The following is an 18,924-nucleotide window of genomic DNA, read 5'->3' on the forward strand; positions in this document are numbered from 1 at the left end:
GGCAGGGAGAGGCGCATGGGCGAGGGCGCAGCCGAGCAGGACGACAAGACGGGTAAGGCGCGAGGTCAGCGCGAAGGCCAGCGCCGCCTCGCGCAATGGGTCCGCGACTATAGCCGCCTGCCCGGCATCCCCGACGAGTTCCTGGGGCCCGACGGCGCCCCCCGCGCGGTCTGGAGCCGCTTCTTCGACGCCTTCGGCGCGCTCGCGCCGGACGAGATCGAACGGCGGTTCGGCATGGCCGACCGCCATTTGCGCGAGGCCGGCGTCACCTACCGTGCGCCCGGCGACAGCGCCGATCGGCCGTGGTCGATCAGCCATCTGCCGCTGCTGATCGACGAGGCCGACTGGAAGCAGCTGTCCGCCGGCATCACCCAGCGCGCCGAGCTGCTCGAGCTCGTGCTGCGCGACATCTATGGCGAGGGGCGGCTGGTCGCGGAAGGCGCGCTGCCGGCCGCCGCGATCGCCGGCAGTCCCGAATATCTCCGTCCCGTCTGTGGCGTGCCGCCGCCGGGCGGGCGCTATCTCTCGCTCTATGCCGCCGATGTCGGCCGCGGACCCGACGGGCGCTGGTGGGTGCTCGGCGACCGCACGCAGGCGCCCTCAGGCGCGGGCTATGCGCTGGAGAACCGCCTGGTGCTCTCGCGCGCCTTCTCCGATCTCTACAAGTCGATGAACGTGCCGCGCGTCGCGCCGTTCTTCGAGGCGTTTCGCGACAGCCTGCGTGCGCGCGCCGATCGCGACGAGCCGCGCATCGGCGTGCTCACGCCGGGCAGCTTCAGCGAGACCTATTTCGAGCACGCAACCCTGGCGCGCTATCTCGGCTTTCTGCTGGTCGAGGGCGACGATCTCGCCGTCAGCGACAACCGTATCCACATCCGCACCGTCGCCGGCCTCAAGCGGCTCGACGTGCTCTTGCGCCGGGTCGATTCCAACTCGCTCGATCCGCTCGAGCTCGATGCCTCCTCGCATCTCGGCGTGGCCGGCCTGATCGACGTGCTGCGCAAGGACGGCGTCGTCGTCGCCAACATGCCGGGCTCGGGCGTGCTGGAGGCGCGCGCGCTGCTCGGCTTCCTGCCGGCCCTGAGCCGCCGCCTGCTCGGGCAAGAGCTCAAGATGCCGCATATCGCGACCTGGTGGTGCGGCCAGCGCAACGCGCGCGACGAGGTGTTGTCACGGCTCGACGAGGTCGCGATCGAGGGCGCCTATCGCCGCGGCGTTCCCGGCTTCGACAGCAATGGCCCGGTGCTCGCGAGTGAGCTCGACGCCGCCGGGCGCCAGCGTCTCGTCGACGCCATCAGCGCGCGCGGCATGGACTATGTCGGCCAGGAGATGGTGCGGCTTTCGACCATGCCGGTGTGGGAGCAGGGCCAGCTCACGCCGCGTCCCTTCGTGCTGCGCGTGTTCGCGGCCGCGACGGCCGACGGCTGGGCTATCATGCCCGGCGGCTTCTGCCGGATCGCCGAGCAGGCGGACGCGCGCGCGGTGTCGATGGGCGACGGCGCGCGCGCCGCCGACGTCTGGGTGGTCTCGGACAAGAAGGTCTCGATCGCGACGCTGCTGCCCGCGACCGACAAGGTGCGGATCCGCCGCATCGCCGGCGTGCTGCCGAGCCGCGCCGCGGACAATCTGTTCTGGCTCGGCCGCTATCTCGAACGCGCCGAGGCAACGCTGCGGCTGGTGCGCGCGCTGGGTTCGCCGAGCGGGCCCAACAAGGGCACCGCTGCCTCGCTGCAATCGGCCGACCGCATCCAGCGCCTGCTGGTGGCGTGGGGCGCGATCTCGCAGGCCTCGCGCACGGCGCCGGGGCGCATCGTCGCCGAAGCACTGCAGAGCCCGGAGCGTTTCGGCTCGGCGCTGTCGCTGGTGCGCGCGGCGCAGCGCACGGCGACATCCTTGCGCGAGCGGCTGTCGCCCGACGCCTGGCAGGTCATCACCGAGATGGCCGATCGCCTCGCCTACGAGGTCGAGGACGACGACGACGTGCTGAGTGCGGCCGAACTGACCTTGCAGGAGCTTGCGAGCTTGGCGGGGCTGGCGCAGGAGAACATGAACCGCGCCGCCGGCTGGCGCTTCCTCGATATCGGCCGCCGCACCGAGCGCGCCATCAACACCACGCGCTTCGCGCGCCAGTTCGCCTATGACGAGGCCTGCGACGAGGACCTCGATATCCTGCTGACGCTGGTGGATTCCCAGATCACCTACCGCTCGCGCTATCTGCTGGCGCCGATCCTGGCGCCGGTGCGCGATCTCGCCGTGCTCGACAGCTACAATCCGCGTTCGGTCGCGTTCCAGGTGACGACGCTGAACGAGCACATCGCTTCGCTCCCGAGCCTGAAGGAGCACGGCCTGATCGAGCAGCCGCAGCGGCTCGCGGTGGCGGTGCAGTCCATGCTGGCCACCGCGGAAGCCGAGAAGCTCGAGGTCAAGACCCTGTTCTCGCTGGAGCAGGACCTGCTCAGCCTCGCCGAGGCGATCGGGCTGCACTACTTCCCGCACGGCCCCAATGCGAGCCGGCCGGAAAAGCTGACGGGGCTGGCGTGATCTACGACATCCGTCACGTCACGACTTACGAATACGAGAGTCCGGTCAGCTTTGCCCGCTGCACGCTGCGGCTGGAGCCGAAGAGCGGCGACGGTCAGGAGCTGATCTCGCACAGGGTCGAGATCCGGCCGCGCCCGTCCGAGCGCCACGTCCGCCGCGACTTCTTCGGCACGCTCACCGAGAGCGTCGTGATCGAAACCGCGCACCGAAACTTGCGCATCGACTCGCGCTCGCGCGTGTCCGTCTCGCGCAAATCGCCGGCGCGCGATGCCGTCAGCCCGCCCTGGGAAAGCATCCGCGACATCGCGTTTGAAGCAACGAGCCTCGGGCCGTCCTCGCCGGTCGGCTACGTCTTCGCGAGCCCGCTGGTGCCGGTGCTGCACCCCGTCAGCGCCTATGCGGCCACGAGCTTTGCGCCAGGCGCAGGGATCCTCGCCGGTGCGACCGATCTCATGCATCGCATCCGCACCGAATTCCGCTACGATCCGAAGGCGACGGTGATCTCGACGCCGCTTGGCGAGGTCTTCGACAAGCGCCACGGCGTTTGCCAGGACTTTGCCCATGTGATGATCGCAGGGCTACGCGGGCTCGGCCTTCCGGCTGCCTATGTCAGCGGCTATCTCCGTACCATTCCGCCGCCGGGCCAGCCGCGTTTGCAGGGCGCCGATGCCACCCATGCCTGGGTGTCGCTGTGGTGTGGGGCTGAGCTTGGCTGGGTCGATTTCGATCCGACCAATGATTTGCTGGTCGCCAACGATCACATCGTGCTCGCGGTCGGCCGCGACTTTTCCGACGTCTCGCCGGTCGACGGCATCATCGTCGGCTCGCCGAAGCAGAAGCTCGGCGTCGCCGTGGACGTGCTGCTGGTGGAATAAAAGCGGTCTTGACGGGCCCGGCCAGGCTGTGTCGCGCCCCGACTGCAACCGTGATGTCGCAGGGCACAACAGCAACATATTTCCGTAAATTCGTCCCGGCGTTTGGTCACTTGGCCCAAGATGGGCTATGCTGGCCGTTGCGTCGAAGACACGAAATGAGACGTCGGGAGCTGGCGTGGGACACCACCGACGAGCGGGGCTGCATCCATGATGACGTTACCGAGACTGGCGGCTGAATCCCTGGAGAAAGTGCTGGGCTCGTTCATGCGTCGCAGGTACGGCGAGTCTCCCGCGAACATCGTCGAGAGCGCGACGCGCACCGCGATGGAGTGCATTGGCAACAGCGACGCGCTCTACCACAATGTCGAGCACACGATGCTGGTGACCCTGGCGGGCCATTCCATCCTCAGCGGCCGATATCTCCACACCCACCTCGAGGCCGCGGATTACGTCCACATCCTGATCGCGTGCCTCGCCCACGACATCGGCTATGCCCGGGGCCTGTTCGAGGAGGATGACAATGACGGCTTCGTGATCGACGCGGCGGGCACCAAGGTTTCATTGCCGCGCGGCGCCTCGGATGCCAGCCTGATGATGTATCATGTCGACCGGTCGAAGCTCTATGTCATGCGGCGGCTGCAGCATATCCCGGGGCTGGACCCGGAACGCATCGCCAGCGCCATCGAGGGCACTCGCTTCCCGGCCCGCGAAGGCCAGGAGTACGACGACGAAGCCTCGATCCTGCGTGCCGCCGATTTCATCGGCCAGCTCGGCGATCCCAACTATCTGCGCAAGGCCAACGCGCTCTATTACGAATTCGAAGAGGTCGGCATCAATCGCCAGCTCGGCTACGACTCGCCCGCCGACATCGTGAACCGCTATCCACAATTCTACTGGAACAGCGTCGCACCGCACATTCAGACCGAGATCGGCTACCTCAACAAGACCGAGATCGGCCGGCAGTGGATCGCCAATCTCTACAGCAACGTGTTCCGCGCCGAACGCGAGATCTCGCTGTCTGGCCCGCAGAAATAGCCCCCGTAGCCCGCATGGAGCGAAGCGGAATGCGGGGACGCCTGTATCCGCGAATCCCGGATTGCGCTGCGCTCCATCCAGGCTACGGCCTCTCAACTCCGTGAGCAAATCATGCAACAAAAAACCATCGCCACGGATATCCTCGACATCGCCTATCTCGAATACGGCGCACCGGATGGCTGGCCCTGCATCATGGGCCACGGCTTTCCCTACGATGTGAACGCCTATGCCGAGACCGCGCCGCTGATCGCGGAAGCCGGCGCGCGGGTGCTTGTGCCCTGGCTGCGCGGCTACGGGCCGACGCGGTTCCGGTCCGCAGCGACGCTGCGCTCCGGTGAGCAGGCGGCGCTCGGCGCCGATCTGCTGGCTTTCATGGATGCGCTTCGCATCGAACGCGCGGTCGTCGGCGGTTACGATTGGGGCGGACGCGCGGCCTGCGTGGTCTCGGTGCTGCATCCCGAGCGCGTGATCGCCCTCGTCTCCGGCAATTCCTACAACATCCAGAACATCGCGCGTGCGATGGAGCCGGCTTCGCCACCGGAGGAGGCGGCGCTCTGGTATCAATATCTCTTCCACAACGAGCGCGGCCGCCGCGCGCTGGAGCGCAACCGGCGCGGCTTTGCGCGCCAGCTCTGGGCGATGTGGTCGCCGAAATGGGGCTTCGACGACGCGACGTTCGAAACGAGTGCGGTGGCGTTCGACAATCCTGATTTCGTCGATGTCGTGATCCACTCCTACCGTCATCGCTATGGGCTGGTCGAAGGCGATCCCGCCTATGCCGCGATCGAGGCCAAGCTCGCCGCGCAGCCGCCGGTCCGTGTCCCGACGATCGCGGTCGACGGCGACAGCGACGGCGTCAATCCCGGCACCGCCCATCATGCGCCCAAATTCGAAGGCGTGTTCGAACGGCGTGTCTTCGCTGGAGCCGGCCACAACCTGCCGCAGGAGCGGCCTGCCGAATGGGCGCGCGCTGTGCTCGACGTGCGGAAAGCAGCCTCGTAAAGCCCGGCTTTCCCGCCCCGCCGCCCGGTCGCCCGATTTTTCGCGACTTCGGGAACCTTTTCCGATTGCAGCCGTCCAAGCTGAGGGACCGCCAGATGTGCGCGGCCCATTGCAGGGAGGCTATTGATGAATTCACATGCGCGCAGGTTGGAGGGCGTCGCGGTGGCGCAGCTGCCGGGCGAACGGCCTGGCAGGGCCGAGGTCGAGCAGGCGGTCCGGACCATGATCCGCTGGGCGGGCGACGATCCCGCCCGCGACGGCCTGCACGACACGCCGGACCGGGTTGCGCGCGCCTTCGCAGAGTATTTTTCCGGCTATGCGCAGGATCCGACCGAAATCCTGCAAAAGACCTTTGAGGAGATCGAAGGCTATGACGAGATGATCGTCCTGCGCGGCGTTCGCTTCGAAAGCCATTGCGAGCACCACATGGCGCCGATCGTGGGCCGCGCCTGGGTCGCCTATATCCCGCAGGGCCGCGTCGTCGGCATCAGCAAGCTCGCGCGGGTGGTGGATATCTACGCAAAACGCCTCCAGATCCAGGAGAAGATGACCGCGCAGATCGCCAATACGATCAACGATGTGTTGAAGCCGGAAGGCGTCGGCGTCATCATCAAGGCGACGCATCATTGCATGACCACGCGTGGCGCGCACAAGCCTGGGACCGATCTCGTCACCAGCCGCATGCTGGGCGTGTTCCGTGACAACGCGTTGACGCGCCAGGAGCTGTTGGGGCTGGCCAATTCGGACGCGTGATCCGCGCGGGCCGAGCTGAAGGAGACGACACCATGACCGAGCACAAGACGCCGAGCGGGCCGGACCTCACCAGGGGCGTGTTGCTAACCGCGTTCGAGGACGGCAAGCTGCTCGGCCATGTCGGCGAGGAAGATGTGCTACTGGTAGCCGCAGATGGCGAGGTCTTCGCGATCGAGCCGTCCTGCAGCCACTATCACGGTCCGCTCGCCGAAGGGCTGGTCGTGGGCGACACGATCCGCTGCCCCTGGCATCACGCCTGCTTCTCCTTGCGCACGGGCGAAGCCACCCGCCCGCCGGCGCTGAACGCGCTGGCGGTCTGGGAGGTCACGCGCGACCAGGACAGGATCTCGGTTCAGCGCAAGCGCGAGATGCCGCAGCCTGCAGCGTCACATCGCAGCGCGCCGACGCCGGAAAAATTCGTCATCGTCGGCGGTGGTGCGGCCGGCTTTGCGGCCGCCGAGACGCTTCGGCGCGAGGGCTTTGCCGGCGCCATCACCATGCTGAGCGATGATGGCGCGATGCCGGTCGACCGGCCGAACCTCTCCAAGGATTACCTCGCCGGCAGTGCACCCGAGGATTGGCTGCCGCTGCGGGGCGAGGACTATTATCAGGACGCGGGCATCGATCTCAGGCTCAACACGAACGTCGCAGCGATCGATCCGAAGGCGCGCACCATCACGCTCGGCAATGGCGACAAGCTGCCGTTCGACCGGCTGCTGCTCGCGACCGGCGCCGAGCCGGTCAAATTGCAGATTCCGGGCGCGGACCAGCCACACGTGCACACCTTGCGCACCGTTGCCGACAGCCGCGCCATCATCAAGGCGGCGGGTAGCGCGAAGCGCGCGCTGGTGATCGGCGCCAGCTTCATTGGCCTCGAAGTCGCGGCCTCCTTGCGAGCGCGCAAGCTGGAGGTGCATGTGGTTGCCCCCGAGAAGCGGCCGATGCAGCGTGTGCTCGGCCCCGAGATGGGCGACTTCGTCCGCGCGCTGCATGAAGAGAACGGCGTCCACTTTCACCTCGAGGACACCGTGGAAAAACTCGAGGGCAAACGCGCCACGCTGAAGAGCGGCAGCGTGATCGAGGCCGATCTGGTCGTGGTCGGGATCGGCGTCAGGCCGCGCCTTGCGCTCGCCGAGCAGGCGGGGCTCGCCATCGATCGCGGCGTCAGCGTGAACGAATATCTCGAGACCAGCGCATCGGGCATCTTCGCGGCCGGCGACATCGCGCGCTGGCCCGATCCCCATTCGGGCCAGAACATCCGCGTCGAGCACTGGGTGGTGGCGGAGCGGCAGGGCCAGGCCGCGGCGCGCAACATGCTCGGCAGGCGCGAACGCTTCGACGCCGTGCCGTTCTTCTGGTCGCAGCACTATGACGTTCCGATCAACTATGTCGGCCATGCCGAGAGCTTCGACGACATCGCGACCGACGGCAGCATCGACGGCAGGGATTGCCTGCTGAAGTACCGCAAGGGCGGGCGCGTGCTGGCGGTTGCTTCGATCTATCGCGATCTCGATAGTCTCAAGGCCGAGCTCGACATGGAGCGCTCGCGCGCGTGAGGCGCCCCGTCCGCTCTTGACTTAAGTCAATGGGGGCTCCCGCGGGGGCTGCTCTACTGGCTGTTGTCCCAGCGCGGCTCGTGCTATCCTGAGATGTGCCTTGGGACTTCGCATGCAGGAGTAGCCGTCATGACAAGTGCTTCGGATACGTCTCCAAACTTGGGTCTTGGGTCCGGCATTGCTGCGCTGCACGCCAAGTGGGGCTGGATCGTCGCCCTCGGCGTCGTCTATCTCATCACCGGCTTCATCGCGCTCGGCAGCATGATGATGGCGACGGTGGCGAGCGTGCTCGTGGTTGGTGTGATGATGATCATCGCCGGGGTCACCGAGGTGATCGGCGCGTTCCAGATGAAGAGCTGGGGCAAGTTCCTGATCTGGGCCTTGCTCGGCGTGCTCTATATCGTCGCGGGCTTCCTGACCTTCGAGAACCCGTTGTTCGCCGCGGTGCTGCTTACCTTGTTCCTCGGCGCGTCGCTGCTGGCCTCGGGCGCCGTCAGGCTGTTTCTCGCCTTCAGCATGAAAAGGGAAAGCCCGTGGGTGTGGGTGGCACTGTCTGCGGTCATCACCCTGCTGCTCGGGCTCTTGATCCTGGCGCGCTGGCCGGTCAACAGCGTCTATATCCTCGGCCTGTTCCTCGGCATCGACCTGATCATGGCCGGCGCCGGCTGGGTCAGTCTGGGCTTTAGCCTGCGGCGGCGCCATTAAGGCTTGATCCGGAGAAGGACCGTGGTCGCCCAAGAGCGCGATGACGGTTCATCCAGATTTCATCGCGCGTCGGGCGACGCTGAGGGATTGTCATGCGCTGGTTTCATCTTGCCGTGATCGTGTTTTTCGCCGCAGCGACCATCGTCTTCGCCGTGCAGAATCTCGACACGGTCACGATCTCCTTCTTCAAGATGAATCTCAGTCTGCCGCTCGCGCTCCAAACCCTCGTTGTCTATCTCGTTGGAGCCGCGACCGGCGGCAGCCTGTTCGCCCTGCTGCGGCGTTCATACGCAGGTTCCAAACGAGACGTCGAATGAACCAGCAACTCGACGCAAGACCATCTTGCGGAACTCCGCTGATCTGACGTGCTGGCAAAAAGCAGCACGCCGCGCGGTCGCCTCGCGTGGACGATCATCACCGGGGAGAAACCATGAGAGCCGCTTTGGTCCTGGCCGCAGCGCTAGCTGCCGCCTGCCTGTCCACGCCCGTCTCCGCGCAAAAGTCCTACGGTCCCGGCGTCAGTGACACCGAGATCAAGATCGGCAACACCATGCCCTATAGCGGCCCCGCATCGCCGCTCGGCATCACCGGCAGGGTGATCTCCGCTTATTTCGATGAGGTGAACGAGAAGGGCGGCGTCAACGGCCGCAAGCTCAACCTGTTGTCGCTCGACGACGCCTTCTCGCCGCCGAAGACCATGGAAGCCGCGCGACGTTTGGTCGAGGGCGACGGCGTCGCCTTCATCTTCGCGACCATGGGCACGGCGCCGAGCTCGGCGATCGCAAAATACCTCAACAGCAACAAGGTGCCGCAGCTGTTCCTGATCAGCTCGGCCTCGAAGTGGAACGATCCCGCCAACATGCCGTGGTCGATGGCGCTGCCCTGGGCGCCGAACTACACCAGCGAGGCCGCGATCGACGTCGCTTACGCCCGCGCCAAGAACCCGAACGCGCGTTTCGCGGTGCTCTATCAGAACGATGACGCCGGCAAGGAATATTTTCGCGGTGTCAAGGAAGCGCTTGGTGCCGACGCCGACAAGGCGCTCGCGATGGCCTCGAGCTTCGAGGTCACCGATCCCACCGTCGATTCCCAGGTGCTGACGCTGGCCAACACCAAGGCTGATGTCTTCATGATCTATTCGGTGACGCCGCGCGCCTGCGCGCAGGCGATCCGCAAGGCCCATGAGGTCGGCTGGCAGCCGACGCGCTTCCTCGCCTCCGGCTGCGCCAACAAGGCGACCGTCATGGTCCCTGCGGGCCTCGATGCCGGCAAGGGCGTGCTGTCGCTCGGCTCGCTCAAGCCGTTTGTCGAGCAGCCGAAGGACGACCCGTCGATGACGGCCTATATCGACTTCATGAAGAAGCGCCTGCCCAATGCCGACATCAACAATGTCGCCGGCCTCTACGGCTACACCGTCGCCGAGGCACTGGTCGTCCTGCTCAAGCAGTGCAAGGACAATCTGACGCGCGAGAACATCATGGCGCAGGCGGCGAACCTCAAGAACGTGCCGCTGTCGCTCTTGATGCCCGGCATCACCCTCAACACCACACCGCAGGATTTCCGCCCGATCAAGGACGGCTATATGCTCCAGTTCGACGGCAACGACTGGATCGTGGCGAGCGAGCTCTTGCGCGGGACGTGAGGGGGCGTTCTCTCCGCGAACTCGGAATCGTAGGGTGGGCAAAGGCGCACTTGCGCCGTGCCCACCACCGATCCAACACCGAAACAGAAACGTGGGCACGCTTCCGCCTTCGCTCTTCGAGCTACGGCGGACAAGTCGCTTTGCCCACCCTACGACACCGCTAGCAAAGCGGCCACACAGACGGTGCACCCTCTCCCCTTGTGGGCCTGTTGCGTTATCGGCTCTTGAGGCTGAAGACGTCAGGAGCGAGTGCCCTGGTCCCGGCAATTGCCTGGCAAGATCTGTAGTTGTCGCCCTGAGCGGGCAGCTCACGCGGCGATCGTGGCCCACCGCCTCATGTTGAAGGCGATCGAGGCGAGCAGGACTTGCCCGGTCGCCTTGATCAGACCGACGTAGCGGATGCAGGTCAGCCGCATGCGGCGTTTGAGAGTAGCGAAGGTGGTCTCGACCTGGGCTCGTCGACGCGCGATGAGGAGGTTGTAGCGTTTGAGCCTGGGCGGCAGTTCCGGGTGATGTCTGTTGGGCCGACGAGCGATGCGGGGCTTCTTGCCTTCCGCCTTCAGCCGGGCCCGTCGGGCATGGGTGTCGTAAGCCGCATCGGCCCAGACCACGGCTTCATCGCCGCGGATCAAAGCGTCCGCCGGTGTCGTATCGTTGACGTTAGCGGGTGTGGTCAACACCGCGCGGATCAAGCCGGATCCTTCGTCGACACCGACATGGGCCTTGTAGCCGAAGGTCGAGCCGCTTTTGCCCTGCCGTTTGGCAAACCGGGCATCAGGATCGTTTGAGGGGCGATCCTCCTTGGGCGGAGCCGAGACTGCCTGGATCAAGGTCGCATCCAGCATCGTGCCGCGCTTGAGGATCACGCCGGCATTCTCAAGCTGACGATCCAGTTCGCCAAACAGCTTCTCCAGCAGGCCTTGTTCAACGAGCTGGTTCCGGAAGCGGTTCAGGACCGTGTGGTCGGGCGTCGCATCCTCAAGGCTCAAACCGACGAAGCGCTTGAACGACAACCGGTCGCCCAGCGCTTCCTCGAGTTCGCGCTCCGAAAGACCATACAGCGACTGCAACAGCACAGCACGAAACAGCACCAGCACCGGATAGCCTGGTCGACCGGGCCCCCCTTCATCCCGCAAATGGCCGATCAGCTTCTCGAACCGGTACCACTTGACCAGGCCAGCCAGCCGATCCAGCGCCGCATTGGCGCCGGCTCCCTTCGGCATCAGCGCTTCCACAAAGCTCGGCTGTCCCGTCCGCTTGACCGCCATCGCTACCCTCCAAGGCTTTGCCCTAGGGAATCACAATTGACGAATTACGCAACAGGCCCCTTGTGGGAGAGGGTGGATGCGCGAAGCGCAGCCGGGTGAGGGGTGTCTCTCCTCACGACTGCTTGTGCGAGTGGATACAACCCCTCATCCGGCGCTTCGCGCCACCTTCTCCCACAAGGGGAGAAGGGAAGAGCTAAGCGCAGCGAACAGGAGACCACCATGGACTTTCAACACTCCGCCCGTTCGCTGGAGCTGCAGGAACGCGTTCGCCAGTTCATGCTTGCGCATGTCGAGCCGGTCGAGGAGCTCTATTACGAGCAGGTCAAGCCGGAGGCCGCGCGCTACAAGACGCCGCAGGTCCTCCAGGACCTGAAGCGGCTGGCACGCGAGCAGGGGCTCTGGAACCTGTTCCTGTCAGGCGAGCACGGCCAAGACCCTGACAACACTGGCCTCACCAATCTCGAATATGCGCCGGTGAAGGAGATCATGGGCCGCATCCTCTGGGCGCCTGAAATCTTCAACTGCTCGGCCCCTGATGTCGGCAACATGGAGGTGCTGGCGAACTACGGCACGCCGGCGCAGCAGGAGCGCTGGCTGAAGCCGCTGCTGGAGGGGCGCATCCGCTCCGGCTTCTCGATGACGGAGCCGCAGGTCGCCTCCAGCGACGCCACCAACATCCAGTGCGAGATCAAGCGCGACGGCGGCGACTACGTCATCAACGGCCGCAAATGGTTCACGTCAGGCGCGATGAATGAGGATTGCGAGATCCTGATCGTGATGGGCAAGACCGCGCCCGACGATCCCGACCGCCATCGCCAGCAATCCATGATCCTGGTGCCCAAGGCGACGCCCGGCGTGCGCATCGTCCGCGACATGCTGACCTACGGCTACGACGACGCGCCGGTCGGCCATCCCGAGATCGTCTACGAGAATGTCCGTGTGCCGGCCGAGAACATCCTGCTCGGCGAGGGCCGCGGCTTCGAGATCGCGCAAGGCCGGCTCGGCCCCGGCCGCATCCATCACTGCATGCGCTTGATCGGCTGCGCCCAGCGTGCGCTGGAATTGATGTGCCAGCGCTCGGTGTCGCGCACAGCCTTCGGCAAGCCGCTCGCAGACCAGGGTTCGGTGCGCGAGGACATTGCGCACTCCTTCTGCGAGATCGCGCAGGCGCGGCTCCTCACGCTGCAGGCCGCCGACAAGATGGACCGCGAAGGCAACAAGGCCGCGCGCGACCTGATCGCCGCCGCCAAGATCGTGGTGCCCAGCATGGCCGCTCGCGTCATCGACCGCGCCATCCAGATCCACGGCGCCGCCGGCGTCTCGCAGGACACCTTCCTCGCCCGCGCCTACGTCTATGCCCGCTTCATCCGCATTGGCGACGGCCCCGACCAGGTGCACCTTGCCGCGGTCGGCAAGGAGCTGATCAAGCGCGGCGGAGTGATGGGGTAGGGCCTGACCCTCTCCAGGAGCGCGTGCACCTTGATGTGGGATGAACGCTCATAGCGGCGCGCAGGATGCCGCGCGCAACCCCGGCGTCTCGCCATTCGACCTGACATTTAACCATGAAACGGCACTGTTTCAGGTCGTTACCGTATTGTTTCAGATCATTGTAGCACAATAGTAACGACTCTCGATTGAAAGTGGCGCTGAGTACGCGCAGCGGCAGGTTCGCGCACGGGTGAGAGAGAACAGACCGCTTCCGTTCGAGGAGAGGGCCTTTGCCGGCGTCAAAAGAGGCGGTCACGCCCCTGGCCATGTCAGGAAGCACGTTTAGCATGAGCTACCGCTGGATCATCGTGTCGGCGATCCTGCTGATGGCCTTGCTCGTTCAAATGCCTGTCGTTCTCAACGCGGATTTGAGCTGCCTGCTGACCGAAGGCGAGAAAGTTCTCGATGGCGGAAAGCTCGGCGTCGACGTCTTCGAACTGAATCCGCCGCTGTCGGTCTATTTGTACATGCCGGCGTTGCAGCTTGCGCGCATCACCGGCATTGCCCCCGAGATCATCGTGATCATCCTGGTGATGATCGAGATCGTTGCCGCACTCGTCATCATCGATCGTGCCGCTGCGGCGGCAAAGCTGGAAGCCGACGAGAGGAGCATTACGGCGTGCGTGCTAGCATTCCTGTTCGCAATTTTTCCCAGCGCCGTATTCGGACAGCGTGAACACATCGCCGTCATTGCGATGACGCCTTTCGTCGCCATCGCTGCGATCCGCTGGCGCGGGCTTGCGCCCGGACCGGTTGCGATCCTGGCGGGACTGGGTGCCGGGTTGGGCATGAGCCTGAAGCCCTACCTTACCCTCGTGGTCGGCCTGCCGATCATCCTCTGCGTCCTCCGTCAACGCTCCATCAAACCCTTGTTCACACCCGAAGCGTGTGCGGCCGCTGCTGTCGTGATCGGCTATGGAGCGGTGCTCGCCATCTTCTTTCCGGCTTATCTGTTGACCTTTGCCCCGATGGTTACTGCCGCTTATGTGCCATTGAGGATGGATTTCGGCGATCTGCTTTTTTTCCCGGCCGTTATGCTGGTCGCTTCCGTCGGCCTCGTGCGCCTGTTGGCGCCGCAGGACTTCAAATGGGAAGGCGGCGCAACGCCGTGGCTGGCCGCAGCGGTTGGCGGAGCGGCGAGTTTCATCATCCAGGGTAAGGGCTGGACCTACACGGCATTTGCGCTTTGCATGTTTGCGAGTGCCGCGCCATTGCTGCAGGCTCGCACGAAGACGTTGCGCCTGCCTGTCATGATCTGCGCCCTTGCTGCGATTGTGTGCATCGGCTCCCGTTTGTCCCTTCAGGTGCGGCCGTTCCCGCCACTGGAGGGGCGTATCCTGGCCCTTGCAAAGCATCCGCGGCTGATCACGATCGGCGATCACGTCGCTCTCGGGCATCCGCTCGTCCGTCAGATCAATGCGACCTGGGCGGGCAACACGTGTGGGCAGGCGTTGGCGGCCGGCTCAATGCTCCAACAGAAGAGCTCGCAACTGCCTGAGGGTGAGCGAGCGAAACTGGACGGCATCATCAATTTCGAGCGGCGGCTGCTGTTGGCGGACCTGCGGGCCGGTCGGCCGAATGTGATTCTCGTGGATACCTATCTGCTGAGCTCAATGCCGTTCGATTGGCTGGCCTGGGCCAATTCGGATCCCGACCTCAAGGCGGAGTTGAGCCGTTATCGTGAAGTCGCGGATGCCGACGGCCGCGTTCGCATCTTGGTCGATCCATCCGGCTCGGAATGATAGTCCCGTCTCGCTCGATGTGAGCTGTCGATGGCAGTGCTTGCCGGGCTGCAGTGGCTAATAGCCGCTTTCGTTTGCTTGGCCGCTTATTCGTGGTGGCCGACGTCACGTCCCTAAGGGGCCGGTCCAACGCAATTCGGGTGTGCAATGGCGAGACTCATCACGCTTGCTGGTTTGCCGGGGGTCGGCAAGTCAAGCATTGCCCGGGTTCTGGCGCGGCGTACCGGAGCCGCCTGGCTGCGGATCGATTCGATGGATCAAGCGATCTGGGCATCCGGTACTGCACCGGCTGATCTGCTGGACTGGACCTATCGCGCCGCTCAGGCCGTCGCGACAGACAACCTCGCCCTCGGCCTGGACGTGATTGCCGACTGCGTCAATGATTGCGAGGAGGCGCGGGAAGGCTGGCAAATCGCTGCGCGAAAGGCTGGCGCCGAGATCGCCTGGATCGAGGTGGCGTGCAGCGATGCAGACGAGCACCGACGCAGGATTGAGACGAGATCGACCGACATTGCCGGGCTGTCGTTGCCCGGCTGGAATGCGGTCGCCGGCCGAGCGTACGCTCCGTGGGAGCGCGATCATTTTACGGTCGACACAGCACGGCGCAGTCTCGAGCAGTGCGTGGAAGAAGCGCTCGGCCTGCTTGACCGTCGGTAGCCGCTTCTGGCGCCTCCTTCCGCAAACACAAGTCTACTGAAGCTGACCCAGCTCATCCATGGCGCCTGACGCCGCCACGATGACATCATGCCAGTGTTTTGCCCGACGAGTCAAAGCGATTTCGTAAAATCAGTAGTCATCCGAGCGCGAAGCCAAGCCATTGATATCGCTGGCCCCGGCTACTGTGCATGGGGTTGTTTTTCAGTTTTGGTTCTGGCAGGCCTGCCGCCGGCCTCATGGCGCCGCGGTGCGCCGGATCATTTCGCCTTCATCATCCCGCTTTGGCGATACGGCTGTCGGCCGCTCCCGAACGCAGGTTCTGGAAGAACTTTTCCACCTCGCGCGACAGCGTGTCCGCCGTCTCCGTGAGGCTGCTCGCCGCCGTCAGCACGGAGGCTGCCGCCGTGTCCGTCTCGCCGATGGCGTCGCGCAGCGAGGTGATGTTGGCGACCAGGGTCTCGTTGCCCTGCGCGGCCGATTGGGCGTTGGACGAGATCTCGCGCGTGGCGGTGTCCTGCTGGCCGATGGCGCCGGCGATTGCCGAGGTGACGTCGCTGATCTCGCGCACGGCGCCGCCGATCTCGCGCACGGCATCGACCGCGTTGCGGGTGGACGCCTGGATCATCGAGACGTTCTCGCCGATCTCGGCGGTCGCCTTGGCGGTCTGACCCGCCAGCGCCTTCACTTCGTGCGCAACGACGGCAAAGCCGCGGCCGGCGTCACCGGCGCGCGCGGCTTCGATGGTGGCGTTGAGCGCGAGCAGATTGGTCTGCTCGGCGATGGCCTGGATCAGGTTGAGCACGCCGTCGATGCGCTGGGTGGCGGCCGCGAGGCTTTCGATCTCGGAGATCGACTTCTCGGTGCGCTGACCGGTCTGCTCGACCGCGCTTGCGGACTGCCGGACCTGGCGGCCGATCTCCACCACCGACGCCGACAGCTCCTCGGCTGCGCCTGCCACCGCGGTGACGTTGTGCGAGGCCTGCTCGGTGGCGTTCGCCGCGGTGCCGGCGCGGCTGTTGGCATCCGCTGTGACGCGGGTGATCGTCTGCGCGGTCTCGCGCATGACAGAGGCGTTGTCGCTGAGGCCGCGCATGATCGCGCCGATCGCCTCGCGAAACGCGTCGACGGATTGCTCGATGTGGCGGGCGCGCTGCTCGCGCGCGGCGGAGTCCTGCGAGACCTGCGAGGCGAGATTGCGGTTGCGGCCCATCGCGTCCTGGAAGATCTGGATGGCGCGTGCCAGCGCGCCGATCTCGTCGGCGCGGTCAGAGTGCGGTACCACGACATTCTCGGCGCCGTCCGCGACCTGCTCGATGGTCGCGGTGATGGCGGAGAGGGGACGGGCGATCGAGCGGGCGATGATGACGATGCCGATCACGACGAGGGCCAGCGCGACGCCGCCGAGGCAGGTCAGCACGAAGGAGAGGGTGCGATTGGTCTCGGTCTCTTGCGCGATCTGTCTGGCGCGTTCGGCATAGACCTTGTACAGTGCCTCGAGATCCTTGTTCAGCGCCGAGCGCACGGCGCGATTGGCGTCGTTGTCGCCCCATTCGCGGCCCGCGGCCGCATTGATCTCGACGCCGCGGCGCACCAGCTCCTTGCGGAACTCGACGAACTGCTCGATGCGCTTCTTGAACGTGGCGAACTGCTCGGCATCGTCGGCTTTGACGATGGTCTCCCAGCGCTTCACGACGTCGAGGATCTGGGCGTTGAACTTGAGCAGGCCTTCGCCGTATTTCTTCACGACGGCCGGTTCGGTCGACATGTAGACGCCGCGCGATTCCATCACGACCGCGTAGACCAGCGAGTTGACTCGCTCGACATTGAGCGCGGCGGCGTTCGCCGTCTCGATCGCGCTCGTCAACTCGGCGCTGCGGCGGCTGTTGTAGTCGGACAGCGTCGCGATCGCCGCCGTGAGCAGCGCGAACAGCGCGAAGATCGCGTAGAGCTTGGTCGCAAGCGTGAAACGGCCTGCCACCCCCGTGGCATTCCCAGATCGGTCGGTTGTCATGCTTTTCAGAGGCCCCAATGGCCGGCAGTGGCCGGAGAGCGCGGTCGTATAAAATTGATGCAAAACTATGCAGAATGAAGATGGACGCCGTCTTAACGCCGTGGCCCGGCCCCTTCGTCCTTAGTCGAAAGAAAGGTAAGATATTTCAGTGTCTTGATCTGGGTATAGTTTGGGATCGCGCTGATGTCGGCCACTGGCCGATGAACCCCGGAGGGGCCTTTGGTCTACCGCCACACCATCGACGCCACGACCTACACGTTCCCGGACCTGCGCGACCTGCTCGCCAAGGCGACGCCGCCGCGCTCCGGCGACCGGCTGGCCGGAATTGCCGCGGCAAGTGCCGCGCAGATGATCGCGGCGCGGATGGCGCTCGCCGACGTCCCGCTCGGGCAGTTCTTGCAGGAAGCTGTCATCCCGTACGAAGCCGACGAGGTCACCCGCCTCGTCATCGACAGCCACGATGCCAGAGCATTCGCGCCGGTGGCTTCGCTGACGGTCGGCGCCTTTCGCGACTGGCTGCTGTCGGACGCGGCGACATCCGAGGTTTTGCGCAGGCTGGCAGGCGGCATCACCCCGGAAATGGCGGCCGCGGTCTCAAAGCTGATGCGCAACCAGGACCTGATCCTGGCGGCGCGGAAATGCGAGGTCACCACCGCCTTTCGCAACACCATTGGCCTGAAGGGGCGGATGAGCACGCGGCTTCAGCCCAACCATCCCTTCGACGACGCCAGGGGCATCACCGCCTCGATCCTCGACGGCATCCTGTTAGGGGCCGGCGATGCCTGCATCGGCATCAATCCGGCGAGCGACGATCCCGCTGTCATTGCGCAATTGCTGCGGCTGCTGGACGAGATCATCGCGCGGCTGAAGATCCCGACGCAAGCTTGCGTGCTGACCCATGTCACGACGACGCTGTCGCTGATCGGGCAGGGCGTGCCGGTCGACCTCGTCTTCCAGTCGGTCGCCGGCACCGAGGCCGCCAATCGCAGCTTTGGCGTCGATCTCGCGCTCCTGAAGGAGGCGCAGCAGGCCGGCCTCTCGCAGAAGCGCGGCACGGTCGGCGAGAACGTGATGTATTTCGAGACCGGCCAGGGCTCGGCGCTGTCGGCGGGCGCCCATCACGGCGTCGACCAGCAGACCTGCGAGGCGCGGGCCTATGCGGTCGCCCGCGCCTTTGCGCCATTGCTGGTCAACAGCGTGGTCGGCTTCATCGGCCCGGAATATCTCTACGACGGCAAGGAAATCATCCGTGCCGGGCTGGAGGATCATTTTTGTGGCAAGCTGCTCGGCCTGCCGCTCGGGATCGACATCTGCTACACCAACCACGCCGAGGCGGACCAGGACGACATGGACAATCTGCTGACGCTGCTGGCGGCCGCCGGTGTCACCTTCATTATGGGTGTCCCCGGGGCCGACGACGTCATGCTGAACTACCAGTCGACGTCTTTTCACGACGCGCTCTATGTCCGCGACGTCTTCGGCCTGCGCCGCGCGCCGGAATTCGACGACTGGCTGGTGCAGTCGGGGATCGCGGGCGCCGATTTCCGTCTTGCCGGCGACGCAGGCCTGCTGCCCGATTTTGCCTCACGGCTGATCGCGTGACGCGGCGGGAGCGCCCGGCGGCTTGAGGAAACCATTGGTCCCTCTCG

15 protein-coding genes are annotated in these 18,924 nt (G+C 65.4%); 13 read left to right on the plus strand and 2 right to left on the minus strand.

Annotated features, from left to right (window positions below):
- Positions 1-15: 15 nt before the first annotated feature.
- The 9 genes from AB7245_RS14310 to AB7245_RS14350 all read left to right on the plus strand — a co-directional run bounded on the left by AB7245_RS14310 (position 16) and on the right by AB7245_RS14350 (position 10,109).
- On the plus strand, positions 16-2,541 hold the full coding sequence (locus tag AB7245_RS14310) for a circularly permuted type 2 ATP-grasp protein (RefSeq protein ID WP_135214867.1): 2,526 nt from the start codon (positions 16-18) through the stop codon (positions 2,539-2,541).
- Positions 2,538-3,416, plus strand: a complete 879-nt coding sequence (locus tag AB7245_RS14315; RefSeq protein ID WP_085403900.1) for a transglutaminase family protein — start codon at positions 2,538-2,540, stop codon at positions 3,414-3,416. The genes AB7245_RS14310 and AB7245_RS14315 overlap by 4 nt, the downstream gene beginning before the upstream one ends.
- A 207-nt stretch (positions 3,417-3,623) precedes the next feature.
- Positions 3,624-4,451, plus strand: a complete 828-nt coding sequence (locus AB7245_RS14320; protein ID WP_085403899.1) for a metal-dependent phosphohydrolase — start codon at positions 3,624-3,626, stop codon at positions 4,449-4,451.
- 111 nt (positions 4,452-4,562) lie between these two features.
- A complete protein-coding gene (locus AB7245_RS14325; protein ID WP_085403898.1) occupies positions 4,563-5,453 on the plus strand; it encodes an alpha/beta fold hydrolase in 891 nt (296 codons plus the stop codon).
- A 126-nt stretch (positions 5,454-5,579) separates the two neighbouring features.
- The gene (folE, locus tag AB7245_RS14330) at positions 5,580-6,206 is read left to right on the plus strand and encodes a GTP cyclohydrolase I FolE (protein ID WP_071915711.1); all 627 of its coding nucleotides are present in this window, start codon (positions 5,580-5,582) and stop codon (positions 6,204-6,206) included.
- Between the two features lie 32 nt (positions 6,207-6,238).
- Positions 6,239-7,762 carry an FAD-dependent oxidoreductase gene (locus tag AB7245_RS14335; RefSeq protein ID WP_085403897.1) on the plus strand — a complete coding sequence of 508 codons (1,524 nt, stop codon included), beginning with the start codon at positions 6,239-6,241 and terminating at the stop codon, positions 7,760-7,762.
- Positions 7,763-7,891: 129 nt separating this feature from the next.
- A complete protein-coding gene (locus AB7245_RS14340) occupies positions 7,892-8,467 on the plus strand; it encodes an HdeD family acid-resistance protein (protein ID WP_014496836.1) in 576 nt (191 codons plus the stop codon).
- A 92-nt stretch (positions 8,468-8,559) separates the two neighbouring features.
- Entirely contained in the window at positions 8,560-8,784 is a 225-nt protein-coding gene (locus AB7245_RS14345) for a hypothetical protein (RefSeq protein ID WP_014496835.1), read from the plus strand.
- Between the two features lie 113 nt (positions 8,785-8,897).
- The gene (locus AB7245_RS14350; RefSeq protein ID WP_041955751.1) at positions 8,898-10,109 is read left to right on the plus strand and encodes an ABC transporter substrate-binding protein; all 1,212 of its coding nucleotides are present in this window, start codon (positions 8,898-8,900) and stop codon (positions 10,107-10,109) included.
- A gap of 308 nt (positions 10,110-10,417) precedes the next feature.
- On the opposite strand, the gene AB7245_RS14355 is transcribed toward AB7245_RS14350, so the two are convergent.
- Positions 10,418-11,377 (minus strand): IS5 family transposase, encoded by a 960-nt coding sequence (locus AB7245_RS14355; RefSeq protein WP_085398127.1) that lies wholly within the window; start codon positions 11,375-11,377, stop codon positions 10,418-10,420.
- 219 nt (positions 11,378-11,596) lie between these two features.
- On the opposite strand from AB7245_RS14355, the gene AB7245_RS14360 reads away from it, so the two are divergent.
- The 3 genes from AB7245_RS14360 (at position 11,597) to AB7245_RS14370 (ending at position 15,264) form a co-directional block, all read left to right on the plus strand.
- A complete protein-coding gene (locus tag AB7245_RS14360; RefSeq protein ID WP_085403896.1) occupies positions 11,597-12,826 on the plus strand; it encodes an acyl-CoA dehydrogenase family protein in 1,230 nt (409 codons plus the stop codon).
- A 326-nt stretch (positions 12,827-13,152) separates the two neighbouring features.
- Positions 13,153-14,607 carry a hypothetical protein gene (locus AB7245_RS14365; RefSeq protein ID WP_085403895.1) on the plus strand — a complete coding sequence of 485 codons (1,455 nt, stop codon included), beginning with the start codon at positions 13,153-13,155 and terminating at the stop codon, positions 14,605-14,607.
- 147 nt (positions 14,608-14,754) lie between these two features.
- Entirely contained in the window at positions 14,755-15,264 is a 510-nt protein-coding gene (locus AB7245_RS14370; protein WP_085403894.1) for an AAA family ATPase, read from the plus strand.
- 271 nt (positions 15,265-15,535) lie between these two features.
- On the opposite strand, the gene AB7245_RS14375 is transcribed toward AB7245_RS14370, so the two are convergent.
- A complete protein-coding gene (locus tag AB7245_RS14375) occupies positions 15,536-17,275 on the minus strand; it encodes a methyl-accepting chemotaxis protein (protein ID WP_085403893.1) in 1,740 nt (579 codons plus the stop codon).
- Between the two features lie 219 nt (positions 17,276-17,494).
- Between AB7245_RS14375 and AB7245_RS14380 the strand changes: the two genes are divergently transcribed.
- A complete protein-coding gene (locus AB7245_RS14380; protein ID WP_085403892.1) occupies positions 17,495-18,877 on the plus strand; it encodes an ethanolamine ammonia-lyase subunit EutB in 1,383 nt (460 codons plus the stop codon).
- Positions 18,878-18,924: the final 47 nt, after the last annotated feature.

It is taken from the genome of Bradyrhizobium sp. 604_D8_N2_3 (assembly GCF_051810765.1).
In the GTDB taxonomy this organism is placed as follows: domain Bacteria; phylum Pseudomonadota; class Alphaproteobacteria; order Rhizobiales; family Xanthobacteraceae; genus Bradyrhizobium; species Bradyrhizobium barranii.